This is a genomic window from Inquilinus sp. OTU3971 (assembly GCF_038440215.1).
In genome coordinates this window covers 1-14,144 of sequence record NZ_JASATH010000204.1, presented here as the reverse complement: position 1 = coordinate 14,144, position 14,144 = coordinate 1, and the positions used below count along the sequence as shown (strand labels likewise).

Below are 14,144 nucleotides of genomic sequence, written 5' to 3'. Positions count from 1 at the left end.
TTTTCTCTCCATATACCCCCCCCCCCCCGGGGGGGGGGGGGGGGCTGGGGGCGGGGTCTGCGCGCGTCCGCGCGCGAAAGGGCGGGATCGATCGGGCCGGGCAGCCGCGCCGGCTCACTGCACTCCAGTGCCGGCTCTATCCGATAGAACCCCCTCCCCCTATCCCCCTCCCGCGCGGGGAGGGGGGACTCGTTCTGCTTCAGTTTGGCGAAGCGACAGACGGGCGCGAAGGTGCGTTGATGACCGAAGGCGAGAACAGCGATCCGGAGCTGCGGGTGGCGGAGTCCGACCAGCCCTCCGGCGACCCGGTCGACACCATCGGGCCGCAGATCCGCGAGCTGCGGCAGCAGCGCGGCCTGACCCTGACCAGGCTGGCCGCCACCACCGGCCTGTCGGTCGGCCACCTCTCGCAGGTCGAGCGCGGCCTGTCGACGCCGACGATCCGCCAGCTGCAGCTGATCAGCAGCGCCATGGGCGTGACCATCGGCTGGTTCTTCCGCGATCCGACGCCGCGCGAGGACGAGGACCAGGTCGTGGTCCGCGCCGGCCGGCGCAAGGTGCTCGACATGGGCGGCCTCGGCCTGACCGACGAGCTCCTGGTGCCCAACCTCGACGGCAAGCTGGAGCTGCTCTTGTGCACCATCCAGCCCGGCGCCGGCAGCCCGGACAGCTACGCTCATGAGGGCGAGGAGGCCGGCTTCATCTTGTCCGGCGCGCTGGAGCTGTGGGTCGACGAGAAGCTCTACGTGCTCGGCGCCGGCGACAGCTTCGCGCTGGCCAGCACCCGGCCGCACCGCTACCGCAACCCCGGCCCCGGCATCACCCAGGTGATCTGGGCGATCACCCCGCCCAGCTTCTGAGCCACGCCGGCATCACCCCGCCCGGCGCCGCTTCTCGCTGTGGTTCACGACCTCGCCGACATCGCCGAAGGCGATGGCGTTGCCCTGCTCCGGGATGATCTGCTGCTTCTCCAGATCGACCTGGGCGACGACGATGTCGTCCTTGTCGCCGTTGGAGTTGATCACCTCCAACCGGTCGCCGGGCTTGCTGCGTCTCAAGATCACGAGCGGATCCATGACGGGCTCCCTTGCGGTGCTCTCCACCAGACAACACGCCATTCGCGCCGACGGTTCGCCTCGGCCGCCGGTCAATCGATCCGGAGATGGACCCGGCCGCCCTCCACCTTGACCGGATAGGTCTGCAGGTCCTCGCAGACCGGGGGGCTCTTGGCCTCGCCGGTGGTGAGATCGAAGGTGCCTTGGTGCAGCGGGCATTCGATGATCGTGCCCATCACCAGCCCGTCGGAGAGCAGTGCGTATTCATGCGTGCACAGCGCGTCGGTGGCGAAGTAGCGGTCGTCTTCGGTGCGGTAGATGGCGAAGCTGCGGCCGCCATGGTCGAAGCGGATCACATCTTCCGGCTCGATGTCGTCCGTCGCGCAGGCGTCGATCCAGACCTCCCCGGTCATGTCTCTCCTCCCTCGTCGATGGGTGTCCCTTGGCCGGTGCGGCCGTTCACTCCTCCCGATGCAGGGATGATGACATCTCTCGGCGTCGTTCACAAAACTGGCCGCCGCCGGTCAGCCGATCACCACCACCGTCTGGTCGGCGTCCAGCCCCTCGGCGCCCTCCTCGACATGGATGGAGGCGACGGTGCCGGCCACCGGCGCCTCGTGCGGCACCTCCATCTTCATCACCTCCATGATGAACAGGGTGTCGCCGGCCGCCACCGCGTCGCCGGGCTTGACCAGCACCTTCCACATGTTGCCCGCGGTCTGGGTCTTCACTTCGGTCGCCATGGTCTTCCCTGTCGTCAGATGGTTTCGATCGAGGCTTCGCTGCACAGCTCGCGCAGCCGGCGGGCCATGGCCTGGGCCTCGTCGACCGAGACCGCCTTGAAGTTGTAGATCTCGCCCGGCCGCGACTGGCCCAGCTTCCAGAACGCGGCCTGCGGCACGGTGTAGGGGTTGATGAAGCCGCCCATCGACGGGCCGTCATTGACCAGGATGATCGGCGTCTGTCCGGCCAGGTTGATGGCGCCCAACGGATAGCCCTGGTCGATGATGTTGGACGGCAGCGACCCGTGCTCCGGCGCCTTGTTCAGCGCCTTGTCGGTGAAGCTCCATTGCGGCCCGTCCAGGCGGAAGCCGGTGCGGTCGGACTTGGCCGACAGCTTCCAGTCGGTCGACAGGAAGCGCTCGTGTCCCGCGGCGTCGATCCAGTCGTCATTCGGCCCGGCCACGACCTCGACGGTCCAGCGCTTCTCCTTGGCGAAGTCCGGCCGCGCCTCCGCCTTCACCCGGCGCCCGGGCCGGCCGGCCGCCTCGGCCACCGGCACCGACTGGCCCTCCTTGATCGCCCGGCCGTTCATGCCGCCGACCCCGGCCTTGTGGAAGGTGGCGCGGGCGCCCAGCCAGGGCTCGGTCTCGATGCCGCCGGCCACGGCGATATAGCTGCGGGCGCCGGTGCGGGCAAAGGCCATGGCCAGGGTCTGGCCCGCCTTGACCGCCACCGACTGCCACATCGGCAGCGGTGCGCCGTCCAGCGCCGCCTGCATGTCGGCGCCGGTCACGGCGATCACGCCGTCGCGCTGGAACTTCAGCGTCGGGCCCAGGAACTGGCATTCGAGGCCGGCCGCGCCGGGCGCGTTGCCGACCAGCACATTGGCCAGGCGGAAGGACCAGGCATCCATCGGCCCCGAGGGCGGGAAGCCCTGGTTCCAGAAGCCGATCCGGCCCGGCCAGTCCTGCACCGAGGTCTCGAGCCCCGGCTTGATCACCTCGAGCATGCGGGCCTCCTCAGAACCGGCGGGCCAGGTCGAGCGACCCGACCCAGCTTTTGTATTGGCGCACGGAGAACTTCTGGTACTCGACCACATTGTAGACGTAGCTGCCGTCGGCGACGCGCCGCTCCGCCTCCTCGAACTCCTCGACCGTGCAGGGCACGAACTTCACCCGGTCGCCGGGCCGGAACAGGCAGATCGAGTCCGCGAACACGTCGAAGCGCTTCTCCGGGTCCCAGATCGGCACCGGGATGCGGCCGAAGATCTGGTAGCCGCCGGGCAAATGCTCCGGATAGATCGCGGTCGAGGCGCCGCCCATCCCGACCGTGCCCTTCGGCGTCCAGGTCCGCGGCGGGTTGTATTTCGGCGCGGTCAGCTTGCAGCGCGGGTCCAGCGCCATCATGAAGGGCAGGCCGGGCCAGAAGCCCAGCGACGCCACCCAGTATTCGGTGCCGGAATGGACCCGGACGAACTGGGCCACGTCCGACAGCCCGTTCAGCTCGGCCACGAATTCCGGGTCGGTCTGCTTCGGCGCGATCTTGGCGATGTAGTCCTGCACGCAGTCCCGCGTCCAGGGGTCGAGATAGACCGTCGGGAAGTAGAAGATCCGGCTCTCCAGCTCGATGTCGTCGGACGGGCCGAGGGCGGCGATCAGCCGCTCCAGCTCGAGCGACAGGTCGGCATAGGAGATCTCGTCCGGCTCGTAATGGATCAGCATCGAGGCGAAGCAGGGCGCGGTCTCGATCACGCCCTTGGTCTTCTGCTCGGCGATGGCGGTGGCCAGGCCCTGGGCCATGAAGTTCAGCTCGAGATTCATCTCATTGCCGAACTCGATCAGCATGTACCGGTCGCCCCCGGGCCGGAATGCCGGCGTCTCGTAGATCATCCCTGTCTCCCTGCCTGCCCTGTCTTCCGTGGTCAGCCGATCAGCGCGGCCTTGTGGGTGTCGACGAAGCTCGTGGTGGTGCGGCCTTCGCGGAAGGCCGGGTGGCCGATCACGCGCGCCAGGAACGGGGCGTTGGCCACCAGCCCCTCGACCTCGACCCGGTCCAGCGCCGCCAGCATCCGGTCGATGGCGGCGGCGCGGTCCGGGCCATGGGCGATGATCTTGGCGATCATCGGATCGTAGAACGGCGTCACCGTATCGCCCTGGCGCACGCCGGTGTCGACGCGGATGCCCGCCATCCCCTCCGGCAGCGCCAGCCGTGCCAGCGTGCCGGGCTGCGGCAGGAACATCTTCGCCGGGTTCTCGGCATAGAGCCGGCATTCGATGGCGTGGCCCTGCTGGCGGATGTCCTCCTGCCGCAGGGCCAGGTCCTCGCCGGCGGCCAGGCGCAGCTGCAGCGCCACCAGGTCCAGCCCGGTCACTGCCTCGGTCACCGGATGTTCGACCTGGATTCGGGTGTTCATCTCCAGGAAGAAGAAGGCCTCGCTGTCGGCATCGACCACGAACTCCATGGTGCCGGCACCGCGATAGCGCACCGCCGCGGCCAGGGCCACCGCCGCCGCCGTCATCCGGGCCCGGGTGGCGGCGGAGATGCCGGGGGAGGGGCTCTCCTCCACGATCTTCTGGAACCGCCGCTGCACCGAGCATTCGCGCTCGAACAGGTGGATGGCCCGGCCGTCGCCGAAGCCGAACACCTGGACCTCGACATGCCGGGCGCTGCGGACATAGCGCTCCAGGAACACGGCGCCGTCGCCGAAGCTGCGCGCCGCCATGCCCTGGGTCGACTCCGCGACCTTGCGCAGTTCCGCCGGGGCGTCGACCACGCGCATGCCGATGCCGCCGCCACCCGCCGAGGCCTTGACCAGCAGCGGGTAGCCGACCGTGTCGCCGGCCGCCTCGATCCCCTCCAGCTCGCCCTCGGCGAAGCGCCGGCTGCCGGGCAGCACCGGCACCCCGGCGGCCTCGGCCAAGGCGCGGGCGCGGGCCTTGTCGCCCATCGCCTCGATCGACTCCGGCGTCGGCCCGACCCAGGCGAGCCCCGCCTCCGCCACCGCCCGGGCGAAGCCCTCATTCTCGGCCAGGAAGCCGTAGCCGGGATGCACGGCGTCGGCGCCGCTGCTGCGGGCGGCGTCGAGGATCGCCGCGATCCTCAGATAGCTCTCGGCCGGCTTGGACGGGCCGATATGCACGGCCCGGTCGGCCAGCGCGACATGCAGCGCGCCGGCGTCGGCGTCGGAATGCACCGCGACGGTGGCCAGGCCCAGGGCCTTGGCGCTGCGGATGATGCGGCAGGCGATCTCGCCGCGGTTGGCGATCAGCAGCGTCCTCACTGGCCCGCCCTCACGCCGCGCGCAAAAAGGGGCCGATGGCGTCGCGCACCGCGCGCACCACATCGACCGCGTTCGGCGTATCGGAATGGATGCAGATCGAATCCGGCGTCACCGCGATGTCCTTGCCGCCCTGGGACGCGACCTTGCCCTCGGTCAGGGCCCGCAACGACCGCTCCGCCGCCCGCTTCGGGTCGATGCTGCCGCGCGACCGCACGATCACCAGATAGCCGTCGTCGCCATAGTCGAGATCGGCATAGAACTCCGACACCATGCGGTGGCCGCGGCTCTGATACACCGTCTCGTGCAGCGTCCCGGCCATGCCCAGGATCGGCACCCGGAACACATCCGCCGCGTCGCAGATCGCATGCGCGATCGGCTCCTGCTGCGCCGCCATGCCGTAGAGGGCGCCATGCGGCTTGATGTGGTTCAGGCGCATGCCCTCGGCATCCAGAAAACCCTTCAGCGCGCCGATCTGGTAGATGATGCAGTTGGCCAGCTCGTCGCGGCCGATCCTCATCTCGCGCCGGCCGAAGCCCTGCAGGTCGGGCAGCGACGGATGGGCGCCGACCCGCACGCCGTGCCTGCTGGCCAGCTGCACCGTGCGGCGCATGTGGTTGAAGTCCGAGGCATGGAAGCCGCAGGCGACGTTGGCGACGGAGATCAGCGGCATCAGCGCGTCGTCGTCGCCCATCCGGTACAGGCCGAAGCCCTCGCCCATGTCGCAGTTGATCTCGGTCATGCGTCAGAGCCTTTCAAACCGCCCGTCATTGCTTCGTCGGCTCGATGCCGACGGCATCCACACATCGGGCCCGATCGGCAGAACAGGTCTTGGACGCGAGAGGCAATCGGAATGCGCCGGAGAGATATGTGAAGGTCGTGGGGCTTGAGGCCGGGGTCGCGATGACGGCGCTGGGAATTCCAGGAACGTCTCGGGAGCGGGCACGCCGGTGCCGTGGCGCGGTATACGCATCGGGGCCTCTCTGTCTGGATCCGGCCGCCTGGCCGAAGGGCGATGCCGTTCGGGTCCGGGCCGGTTGTTGGCCCCATCATTGCGCCGCGCCGCGCCCCTGTGAAATAGTATCTTCTTCAGGTCGATATCTGATTTTCCGATATTGCTCGACCTCAGGTTGCGGGACTCCAATGAGCTTCTCCTTTCGGCAAGTGCGTTACTTCATCGCCGCGGCGGAGCTCGGCCAGATCAGCCAGGCGGCGGTGGAGCTGAACGTGTCGCAATCGGCGGTCACGGCGGCGATCCGCCAGCTCGAGGACCTGCTCGGCACCCGGCTGCTGTTCCGCCACGCCAGCGGCGTGTCGCTGACCCATGAGGGCGCGCGCTTCCTGCCGCAGGCCCGCGCCATCGCGGCGGCGGTGGCGGAGGCGATGCGCGTCTCCGGCGACACCGTGCCGGTCGAGGGCAGGGTGCGGGTCGGCGTCACCTACACCGTGGCGGGCTATTTCCTGCCGCCCTACCTGGCCCGCTTCCGCCGCGCCTATCCGCAGGTGACGGTCGAGCTGCGCGAGGCCCACCGCACCGCGATCGAGGACGGGCTGGTGCGTGACGAGCTCGACCTCGCGGTGATGCTGACCTCGAACCTGGAGAACACCGACCAGATCGCGGCGGAGACGCTGTTCCGCTCCGCCCGCCACCTCTGGCTGCCGGTCGACCACCCGCTGCAGAAGGCGGAGCGCGTGTCGCTCGCCGATGTGGCGCGCCAGCCCTACATCATGCTGACGGTGGACGAGGCCGCCTTCACCGCCAAGCGCTACTGGGAGCGCACGCCATACCAGCCCGACATCATGTTCCAGACCTCCTCGGTCGAGGCGGTCCGCTCCATGGTCGCGGCCGGGATGGGGGTGACGATCCTGTCCGACATGGTCTACCGGCCCTGGTCGCTGGACGGCCAGCGGATCGAGAAGCGGGCCCTGGCCGAGCCGGTGCCGACCATGGATGCCGGCCTGGCCTGGAAGCGCGACCTGGCGATGACCCCCGCCGTCCGCGCCTTCCGCGACCATCTCGGGCTGGCGTTCCACCTGCCGGCGGCTGGAATGGGGTAAGCTGAACGTCGGTAGAGGGCGGAAAGCGGAAGTTCACCGCGAGTTTCGGGGCCGGGAATGGACAATCGCTTGGCCTCGGTGTCAGCATCAGTTGGATTCAACAGATTCTCGACCGATCAATGGCACGAAACTCAGCATTCCTCAAAATTTGCGTTGCCGTGGGAATCGGCATTTTGATGGCGTCCCACACCAAGATAACACACGCTGGATCGCTGACGATTCACGGGCCGGATGAGACCTACACAGTTATTACGAGAGACAGACCGCGCCCCAATGAGAATATTACAGACCATATTTTTCGCATTTCCGAGATGGTAGGCAGGTGCGCGTTATTTAAATTTCAATCAGTTATCGACAGTCGGCTAATCGAATCCATCGATTCCGACGTATATAGCGTATCTTTCCGCAGCGCGAACGGAGACTGCAGCTTTTGGTATGAGGGTGCAATTCGAGTTCCATGGACTTGTGAAAATAACATCTATCAAGAATGTTTGAGGGTGGTGCTTGAGGCCGGTATCGGGCATCAACTGCACAAAATGAGATATAGCGACTCAATCCAAATCGGCCTCCCTGCCGATTATCCCTTCAAACTATATTTCACTTTTGCATCTGGTCCCACCCATGAACCGCCTTGCAGGCTTTTAGTAGACGGAATGGGGAATCCAAGCTACGAGCCTGGATACATCTATTTCTTGATGTCGGTTCACCTGTCCATGAATTGTCGCGATCGAGGCGCCGAATAACAGATGAACTGAGCCCGATGTCAATTTCGGTGACAGCAATTTCGGTGACAATGCATTTTTAGCACGCCTCCACTCGCTTGGCGTGGCCGGATCAGAACACGTCCTTCGGATCGAATACCAGGATGAAGCTCTCGTCCGGAAGTCCGCCCTGAGGGGCCGGCCAGGGCTGGCAGACCGGGTTGGCGACCGCCCGCAGGGCCGCACGGGCCCAGGCCGGGCTGCCGCCGTCATCGGCGATGGAAGCCGCACCGGACGGGATCGTGCCGTCTGGGTTGATCCGGTCGACGCGGATGGTGACGACGGACTTGGCGGGAGCCTCGGGAGAGCCGATGTTCCAGCATTGCTTGACCTTGTCGCTGATCGCGCCTTGCGTGCCCTTCGACAGGACAGCCTGCCTCGCCCGCGGAGACGGCGACGGAAAGGGGTATTGCCCCTGGCCGACATTGGTCGCGATCGCGGTGGGGGCGCCCGACGCCGGCGGCATCGGGCCCGGGTGCAGCGGCGCCGGTTCGGACCGGACGCAGGCCGCCAGGATCACGGCTGGCACGGCCAGGCGCAGGATCGGGAAGAAGGGCATGGCGGCCTCGCGTCGTTGTCGATACCGCCACGCAGCGGCCCGGCCATCATCGCTCATGCCGCCGCGCCGAGGAACGGGTCTTCCTCCGGCCAGCGGCGTGGGACGGCATCACCCCCCGCCGCGGCGCTTCGCCCGCGCCGCCCGGGCCAGGCTCTCGGCCAGGATCAGCAGGCAGCCGAGAAGGATCAGGAGGGCGCCGTCCAGCCCCGGCAGCCCGACCCAGCGGACCGCCGCGGCAACGGCAGCGATCAGCGCGATCGTCGCCAGCGCCAGGGCGCCGTCGTCGATGAACAGGCCGAGCAGCTCGGCCAGAACGGCCTTGATCGCGGTCATGGCGAAACCTCCCGGGCCGGCGCGCCGGGCGGCGGCCGCAGCAGCCGGATTGCGGCGAAGGACACGGCCGCGACCAGCGCCAGGATGCCGAGCAGCGACAGGTCCGCGCCCGGCCAATGGGCGCCCAGCCCCTCGCCGGTCCAGAACACGCCGAAGGCGGTGAGCAGCAGGCCGACGGCGAATTTCAGCGTGTTCTCGGGCACCCGCGACAGCGGCTTGTGCACGGCCAGCCCGATGATCAGCACCAGCAGGCAGGCCGCGGCGGCGCCCAGGCTGGCATAGCCGATCAGGCCGCGCCCGGCGCCCACGGCGATGACGATGAACACGACCTCGGTGCCCTCCAGCAGCACCGCCTTGAAGGCGGCGACGCCGGCCAGCCAGTCGGCGCGGCGCTCGGCGCTGCGGCGGCGCAGCAGGTCGGTCTCCGCCGCGAAGGCGCGGGCCTCGTCGCGCAGCGCGATCAGGCCCGAGGCCCGCAGGATCGCCTTCCGCAGCCAGCGCAGCCCGAACAGGATCAGCAGCGTGCCGATGACGAATTGCAGCGCCTCGATCGGGATCAGCTCCAGCAGCGGGCCGAGCAGCAGGACCAGCACCGCCAGCACGCCCAGCGCCGCCGCGGTGCCGATGAAGGCCGGCCGCCAGCTCTGCGACAGGCCGACGGCCAGGATGATGGTGAACGCCTCCACCACCTCGACGAAGGAGCCGAGGAAAGCGGCGGTGATGGTGGAGATGATGGCGGTGGTATCGGTCATGGCGTCCGTTTCGGCCCCCGTCTCAGCCAGAGCTTGTCGATCTCGCCGCGCAGGGCGCCCAGTGTCTCGAGGCCGGCCAGCGCGCGCTCGCGGTCGCGGGCGGCCAGGGCGACGACCAGCGCCTCGATCAGCAGCATGGTGCCGGCATGCATCGCCAGATGGTCGGCCCGGCCGCGCGGCACCGGCAGGATCTCGGCGACGCGGTCGCGCACGAAGGGGCCCAGGCTGTCGCTGATCAGCAGCACCGGCACCCGGTGCCGCTCGGCGACGTCCAGCGTCACCGCCACCTCGCGATAGACCGGCGCATAGGCGATCAGGACCAGCGCATCGCCCTCGGCGACCTGCAGCAGCCGGTCGGCCAGGCCGATGCCGCTCTCGGCCAGCGTCTCGCTGGGCAGGCCGATGCGGCTGAACTGCAGCGCGGCGTATTCGGCTAGGCTGCCGGACGGTCCGATGCCGAAGACATGCCGGCGCCGGGCGGCCGCCAGGATCTCGACCGCGTGGGCGAAGGGGCGCTGGAACTCCGGCCGGGCCAGAACCTCCGTGGCTTCGCGATGGATCGACAGGACATGCTGCAGCGCGCCGGCCGCGTCGTCGCCGACGTCATCGAGGGTGCGGCGCATGCGGCTGCCCGGCGTGGTCGACCCGGTCAGGTCGGCCAGCAGCGCCTCGCGCAGCTGCGACAGCCCGTCGAAGCCGAGCGACCGCGCCGTCCGCACCACCGTGGCGTCGCTGGTGTCGGCCCGGGCCGCGATCTCCGCGGCGGAGGAGAGCAGGGCGGCCTCCTTCTGCGCGACGACGAAGCGGGCGACCCGCTGCTCCGCCGGCGACAGCCGGCCGAGCGCCGCCTCGACGCGCTGGTCCACCGGGAGCGGGGCGGGATTGGTCACGTCTGGACACGCCGATGTTGCAACTGCTACAAACACTCATACACGAAGCAGTTGCTACAGAGAAGTGTGGAGGTGCGGCCTTGCCGCCATCGGGTCGAGCGTCGTCCCGGCGCTTCTCGGCCTGCCGGCCTGGCCCGCCGATCGGACCTCAGCCCCCGGCGGGCTCGATCACGACGTCCACGAAGCCCTTGCCGGTGAGGCGGGTTTCGAGATCGGTGCGGACCGGCTGGGGCCGGTCCAGCCATTTCTTCTCATAGGCGTCGTAATTGGGCAGGCCGGCGATCTGCTCGGGCGCCAGCTCGTTCGCGTAGATCCTGGTGTTGCCGACCCGCTTGCCGATTTCGAGCAGCAGGGCGGCCCGGGGGATCACCTTGTAGAAGCTGCGCTCGGTCGAGACCACCGCCCTGGCCGTCGGCGCCGCGCCGCCGGCGGGAAGCGGCAATATGGCGTCCAGGATCCGGCTGGGCTCGGTCGCCTTGCCGTCCTCCTTGTCGTTCCAGGGCGTCGAATTGATGCTGCCGTGATGCCCGATCTTGAGGAAGTCGACGGGCTTGCCGAGATCCTTCTGCCGCAGCGCCCAGGCGGTGTTCCAGGCGAAGTTCTTCTTCTTCTCCCGGTAGGCGCTGTTCCATTCGGCGTCGCCGACGAACAGCAGCCGGCGGCCGCGCCATTCGATCAGCAGCATCACGCTGGTGTTGTTGACGACCTCGCCCTCCTCCTCGGCAAAGGCGAAGGCGCTCGACATCATCCGCGACCGCAACCGCGCGAAGTCGGAGGCGCCGATATTGGCGGGGGTGTCGACGCCGCCGCCGCCGGCCTTCGGCGCCAGCACGCCGGTCGCGGCGGCGAAGCCGTGCAGGATCTCCGGCCCGGCATCGCCGAGATAGGTGGCGTCGATGTCGAATTCGGGCCCGAGCACCTTGAACGTGGCGCTGGTCAGGGTCTTCGGCCGCAGCGCCGCCGGCTTCAGGTCGGCATGGACATAGAGCGGCGTGATGCCGTTCCGCTGCGGCAGCACCGTCCGCAGCGCGTCGACGGCGCCGTCATTGCCGATCCCGTAGCGCTCGACGATGTCCTGCAGCTCGGGGCTGAGCGCCAGGCCGCGCAGGGCGATGCTGCGCATCGCCGTCGCGGCCATGTCGTGCAGCTGGTGCGCGAACTTCGCCTGCGGATGCTTGCGGTCCATGGCGACGCTCATCCACAGATTCTCGATGCTGATGCCGGCGAACCAGTTCGGGTCGATGCCCTTGATGTGGTCCTCATGCTCGTGGCTGATCAACAGCAGGTCGAGGCGCTTCTGGCCGCCATCGTCCGGCAGCTCGCCCTTCAGGTGGTCGAGCGCGGTCTTGAGCAGGTCGGCGCTGCCCTTCTTGCCGCAGTCGATCAGGATGTGGAAATCGTCCACCCTGCCGCCCTTCTTGCGGGCCTTGGGAATCCGGACATAGATGCAGTCGCCGACGCCCACATTGTAGGCGCGGATCAGGAGCTGATCGTCCACGGCCGTTCTCCCATCTCCTCGTCCTCGTCGCTCTTGATGCCGATATGCGGCGACAGCCCGAAACGGACGGTCCCGCCGTCGCTGGTCGCCGTCACCGGCGCCATCGACTTCGCAAGCAGGCCGGCCGCGCCTCCCGCCGCGCCGTCGCCGATGCGCCCGGCGGCGATGCGCGCGGCAAGGGCGTCGAGGAAGGCCTGGCGCCGGGCCTTGCCGGCTTCGGCCTCGGCCTCCTCGGCCGCGCGTTTGCGGGATCCGCCGATCAGCGGCATCGACCCGGGCTTCCTGGCCCAGGCGAGGCGGTTGCCATCGATGTCGAGCGCCAGGGTGCCGCCGCAGAACATCTGGGTCGTCTGCCCGTCGAACCGGCCGAACCGTTCGCCTTCGAGCCGCACATCCTCGCGCCAGATATATTGCAGAAGCACCTGTCTCGGCTGGCGGCGGGCCGAGACCGTCAGCTTCTGCGCCAGCGACAGGTCGGTGACGACGACATCGGCGGCGAAGGGGATGAACAGCTCCCTGCGGTTGTCGTCGAGGAAGCGGTAGGCGTTGGCGCGGGAGGCCGCGATGCTCTGCGGGTCGTGGAAGACGGCGACGTTCAGGCGGTCGAACACGGTGATCGGGGTCTTGAGCTCGGCGACCTGCTCCGCGCTGAGAAGTCCGCGGGCGGCAAAGACGTCGATCATCATGGCGCGATAGCCGTCGGGATCGGTCGGATTGACGATCTGCTCGTTGCGCAGCACCGCCAGGGCATAGTCCTCGAAGGTCGCGTCGACCGGCGGCAGCAGGTCCAGCGGCTGCACGGCCATGCATTGCATGCGGCGGATCGTCGACCAGAGGGCGTCCCTCGCCGACTCGCCCCGCTTCTTCATGTAATACGCGGTCAGCCGGCGAATGATGTCGAACATCGCGCCGGTGAGGACCTGGGACATGTAGTGCTGGCGCTGGTCGTCCTTCACATCCGCGTAGTTCAGCTCGTTGAGGGCGTTTCGCAGATAGGGCTGATCGCCGATGTTCTTGCCGAACTGCTCGGCCAGGCTCGCCAGCGGATTGGTCTTGTCGAGATCCCCGCCGGTGGCTTTGGCGACCTGCCGTCGGAAGGGCGTGTTGCGGAAGGCGATCAGGACCGCCGACAGGTCGCCCAGGAACTCGTGGAAGGCCGCGGTCTCGGTGAAGACGGATTCATGATAGTGCGGCCGGATGCCGTCGAGCACGGCGTGGCCGAATTCGTGATTGATGATGTCGGCCGACAGGCAGGTGTGGACGCGCTTCCGCGCCTCGCCCTCGCCGCGGTCGAAATAGTAGAATTGCAGCGATTTGCTGTCGCGGTCGTAGAAGGCGTTCTCGCCGTATCCGGCATGCGGCACGACGATCAGGCGGTTGCCCTCGAACCCCCAGTCGATGCGGCGGCCGAGGCCGAAGCCGTTCTCGAAGAAGTCGAGCGCGTTCTGCAGCGTCGCCCAGGCATTCATCTGGCGGAACTGCGGCGAGTCGAGATTGTGGCGATCGAGCACCTTGCCCTTGGTGTCGAGGAACTTGCCGAGCTTGTCGTCCCAGCGGGCCGGGGGAGTCAGGGTCTCGCTGCTGCCGTCATAGTCCACGACGGCGAAGCGCGCGCTGGTCGGCCCGTCGGCGAGGCCCGGCTCCCACGGCACGGTGAACTCCTCGTCGAAATCATAGGCCGGGTCGGACGCCGTGACGAAGGGATCCTGGAAGTAGACGTCGAAGGGGATGCGGACGCCCAGATCCTCCTGCGTGTCGCGATCCAGGAACTGGCGCGCGGCATACAGCTTGTGCCGGGCGTCCCTGACCTTGGCCACGGCATCCGCTGCGGCCTCGGCGTCGATGGGCGGCTTTGGTTTTGCTGCCATTGTGACAATCCACAATAGGGTCTGTGAAAAGGCTGAAATATCAGGACGATCGAATGAAACAAGCCGAAGTATTGTCTATGGATGCGAAGTAACCCTTCGCGACATGCCGCTCTATCCGAGGATATCGCCGTTCCGGCCGCCTGCCGGTCTGTTTGGAAAAATTTGAGCAAAAATCACATACGATCGAATTTCAATAATCTACCACGCCCGCGGCATCAGAGGAATATCCCCACGGCGGAGATCACGGCTCACCCCGCCGTCCGCTCCGCCCGGCGACGGGCGGGTTGGGTTCGAAACCAACACCCTGGAGGGAGGCGGAACGCAGGATTTGGCTCCAGGACCCGGTTGTGAACGCAATGTTCTATTGCGT

15 protein-coding genes are annotated in these 14,144 nt (G+C 68.0%); 2 read left to right on the top strand and 13 right to left on the bottom strand.

Annotation, left to right across the window (positions count from 1 at the left end; all coding sequences use genetic code 11):
- The first annotated feature begins 239 nt into the window (after positions 1-239).
- The gene (locus AAHM41_RS33760; RefSeq protein ID WP_342241021.1) at positions 240-860 is read left to right on the top strand and encodes a cupin domain-containing protein; all 621 of its coding nucleotides are present in this window, start codon (positions 240-242) and stop codon (positions 858-860) included.
- 12 nt (positions 861-872) lie between these two features.
- On the opposite strand, the gene AAHM41_RS33755 is transcribed toward AAHM41_RS33760, so the two are convergent.
- The 7 genes from AAHM41_RS33755 to AAHM41_RS33725 all read right to left on the bottom strand — a co-directional run bounded on the left by AAHM41_RS33755 (position 873) and on the right by AAHM41_RS33725 (position 5,797).
- Complete coding sequence (locus AAHM41_RS33755) at positions 873-1,076, bottom strand: hypothetical protein (RefSeq protein WP_342241020.1); 204 nt, start codon at positions 1,074-1,076, stop codon at positions 873-875.
- Positions 1,077-1,147: 71 nt separating this feature from the next.
- Positions 1,148-1,468, bottom strand: a complete 321-nt coding sequence (locus AAHM41_RS33750) for a MocE family 2Fe-2S type ferredoxin (RefSeq protein WP_342241019.1) — start codon at positions 1,466-1,468, stop codon at positions 1,148-1,150.
- A gap of 111 nt (positions 1,469-1,579) precedes the next feature.
- Positions 1,580-1,798 carry an acetyl-CoA carboxylase biotin carboxyl carrier protein subunit gene (locus tag AAHM41_RS33745; RefSeq protein ID WP_342241018.1) on the bottom strand — a complete coding sequence of 73 codons (219 nt, stop codon included), beginning with the start codon at positions 1,796-1,798 and terminating at the stop codon, positions 1,580-1,582.
- Positions 1,799-1,812: 14 nt separating this feature from the next.
- Positions 1,813-2,787 (bottom strand): 5-oxoprolinase subunit C family protein, encoded by a 975-nt coding sequence (locus tag AAHM41_RS33740; RefSeq protein WP_342241017.1) that lies wholly within the window; start codon positions 2,785-2,787, stop codon positions 1,813-1,815.
- A 10-nt stretch (positions 2,788-2,797) separates the two neighbouring features.
- The gene (locus AAHM41_RS33735; RefSeq protein WP_342241016.1) at positions 2,798-3,667 is read right to left on the bottom strand and encodes a 5-oxoprolinase subunit B family protein; all 870 of its coding nucleotides are present in this window, start codon (positions 3,665-3,667) and stop codon (positions 2,798-2,800) included.
- A 32-nt stretch (positions 3,668-3,699) separates the two neighbouring features.
- Positions 3,700-5,058 (bottom strand): acetyl-CoA carboxylase biotin carboxylase subunit, encoded by a 1,359-nt coding sequence (locus AAHM41_RS33730; protein ID WP_342241015.1) that lies wholly within the window; start codon positions 5,056-5,058, stop codon positions 3,700-3,702.
- Between the two features lie 10 nt (positions 5,059-5,068).
- Positions 5,069-5,797, bottom strand: a complete 729-nt coding sequence (locus tag AAHM41_RS33725) for a LamB/YcsF family protein (RefSeq protein WP_342241014.1) — start codon at positions 5,795-5,797, stop codon at positions 5,069-5,071.
- 401 nt (positions 5,798-6,198) lie between these two features.
- On the opposite strand from AAHM41_RS33725, the gene AAHM41_RS33720 reads away from it, so the two are divergent.
- Positions 6,199-7,113, top strand: coding sequence for a LysR family transcriptional regulator (locus AAHM41_RS33720; RefSeq protein WP_342241013.1), 915 nt, complete (start codon positions 6,199-6,201; stop codon positions 7,111-7,113).
- Positions 7,114-7,947: 834 nt separating this feature from the next.
- Here the strand turns inward: AAHM41_RS33720 and AAHM41_RS33715 are convergent.
- The 6 genes from AAHM41_RS33715 to AAHM41_RS33690 all read right to left on the bottom strand — a co-directional run bounded on the left by AAHM41_RS33715 (position 7,948) and on the right by AAHM41_RS33690 (position 13,774).
- Positions 7,948-8,433 carry a cell envelope integrity protein TolA gene (locus AAHM41_RS33715; RefSeq protein WP_342241012.1) on the bottom strand — a complete coding sequence of 162 codons (486 nt, stop codon included), beginning with the start codon at positions 8,431-8,433 and terminating at the stop codon, positions 7,948-7,950.
- Positions 8,434-8,541: 108 nt separating this feature from the next.
- Positions 8,542-8,766, bottom strand: a complete 225-nt coding sequence (locus AAHM41_RS33710) for a hypothetical protein (RefSeq protein WP_342241011.1) — start codon at positions 8,764-8,766, stop codon at positions 8,542-8,544.
- The gene (locus tag AAHM41_RS33705; RefSeq protein ID WP_342241010.1) at positions 8,763-9,518 is read right to left on the bottom strand and encodes a COG4280 domain-containing protein; all 756 of its coding nucleotides are present in this window, start codon (positions 9,516-9,518) and stop codon (positions 8,763-8,765) included. Before AAHM41_RS33705 ends, AAHM41_RS33710 begins: the two co-directional genes overlap by 4 nt.
- Complete coding sequence (locus AAHM41_RS33700; protein ID WP_342241009.1) at positions 9,515-10,408, bottom strand: MurR/RpiR family transcriptional regulator; 894 nt, start codon at positions 10,406-10,408, stop codon at positions 9,515-9,517. Before AAHM41_RS33700 ends, AAHM41_RS33705 begins: the two co-directional genes overlap by 4 nt.
- Positions 10,409-10,556: 148 nt before the next feature.
- On the bottom strand, positions 10,557-11,906 hold the full coding sequence (locus tag AAHM41_RS33695; RefSeq protein ID WP_342241008.1) for a hypothetical protein: 1,350 nt from the start codon (positions 11,904-11,906) through the stop codon (positions 10,557-10,559).
- On the bottom strand, positions 11,888-13,774 hold the full coding sequence (locus AAHM41_RS33690) for a hypothetical protein (RefSeq protein WP_342241007.1): 1,887 nt from the start codon (positions 13,772-13,774) through the stop codon (positions 11,888-11,890). The genes AAHM41_RS33695 and AAHM41_RS33690 overlap by 19 nt, the downstream gene beginning before the upstream one ends.
- Between the last annotated feature and the right edge of the window lie 370 nt (positions 13,775-14,144).

Coding starts and splice junctions, on each gene's coding strand:
- AAHM41_RS33760 (WP_342241021.1), top strand. CDS start 240: ATGACCGAAGGCGAGAACAGCGATCCGGAGCTGCGGGTGGCGGAGTCC.
- AAHM41_RS33755 (WP_342241020.1), bottom strand. CDS start 1,076: ATGGATCCGCTCGTGATCTTGAGACGCAGCAAGCCCGGCGACCGGTTG.
- AAHM41_RS33750 (WP_342241019.1), bottom strand. CDS start 1,468: ATGACCGGGGAGGTCTGGATCGACGCCTGCGCGACGGACGACATCGAG.
- AAHM41_RS33745 (WP_342241018.1), bottom strand. CDS start 1,798: ATGGCGACCGAAGTGAAGACCCAGACCGCGGGCAACATGTGGAAGGTG.
- AAHM41_RS33740 (WP_342241017.1), bottom strand. CDS start 2,787: ATGCTCGAGGTGATCAAGCCGGGGCTCGAGACCTCGGTGCAGGACTGG.
- AAHM41_RS33735 (WP_342241016.1), bottom strand. CDS start 3,667: ATGATCTACGAGACGCCGGCATTCCGGCCCGGGGGCGACCGGTACATG.
- AAHM41_RS33725 (WP_342241014.1), bottom strand. CDS start 5,797: ATGACCGAGATCAACTGCGACATGGGCGAGGGCTTCGGCCTGTACCGG.
- AAHM41_RS33720 (WP_342241013.1), top strand. CDS start 6,199: ATGAGCTTCTCCTTTCGGCAAGTGCGTTACTTCATCGCCGCGGCGGAG.
- AAHM41_RS33715 (WP_342241012.1), bottom strand. CDS start 8,433: ATGCCCTTCTTCCCGATCCTGCGCCTGGCCGTGCCAGCCGTGATCCTG.
- AAHM41_RS33710 (WP_342241011.1), bottom strand. CDS start 8,766: ATGACCGCGATCAAGGCCGTTCTGGCCGAGCTGCTCGGCCTGTTCATC.
- AAHM41_RS33705 (WP_342241010.1), bottom strand. CDS start 9,518: ATGACCGATACCACCGCCATCATCTCCACCATCACCGCCGCTTTCCTC.
- AAHM41_RS33690 (WP_342241007.1), bottom strand. CDS start 13,774: ATGGCAGCAAAACCAAAGCCGCCCATCGACGCCGAGGCCGCAGCGGAT.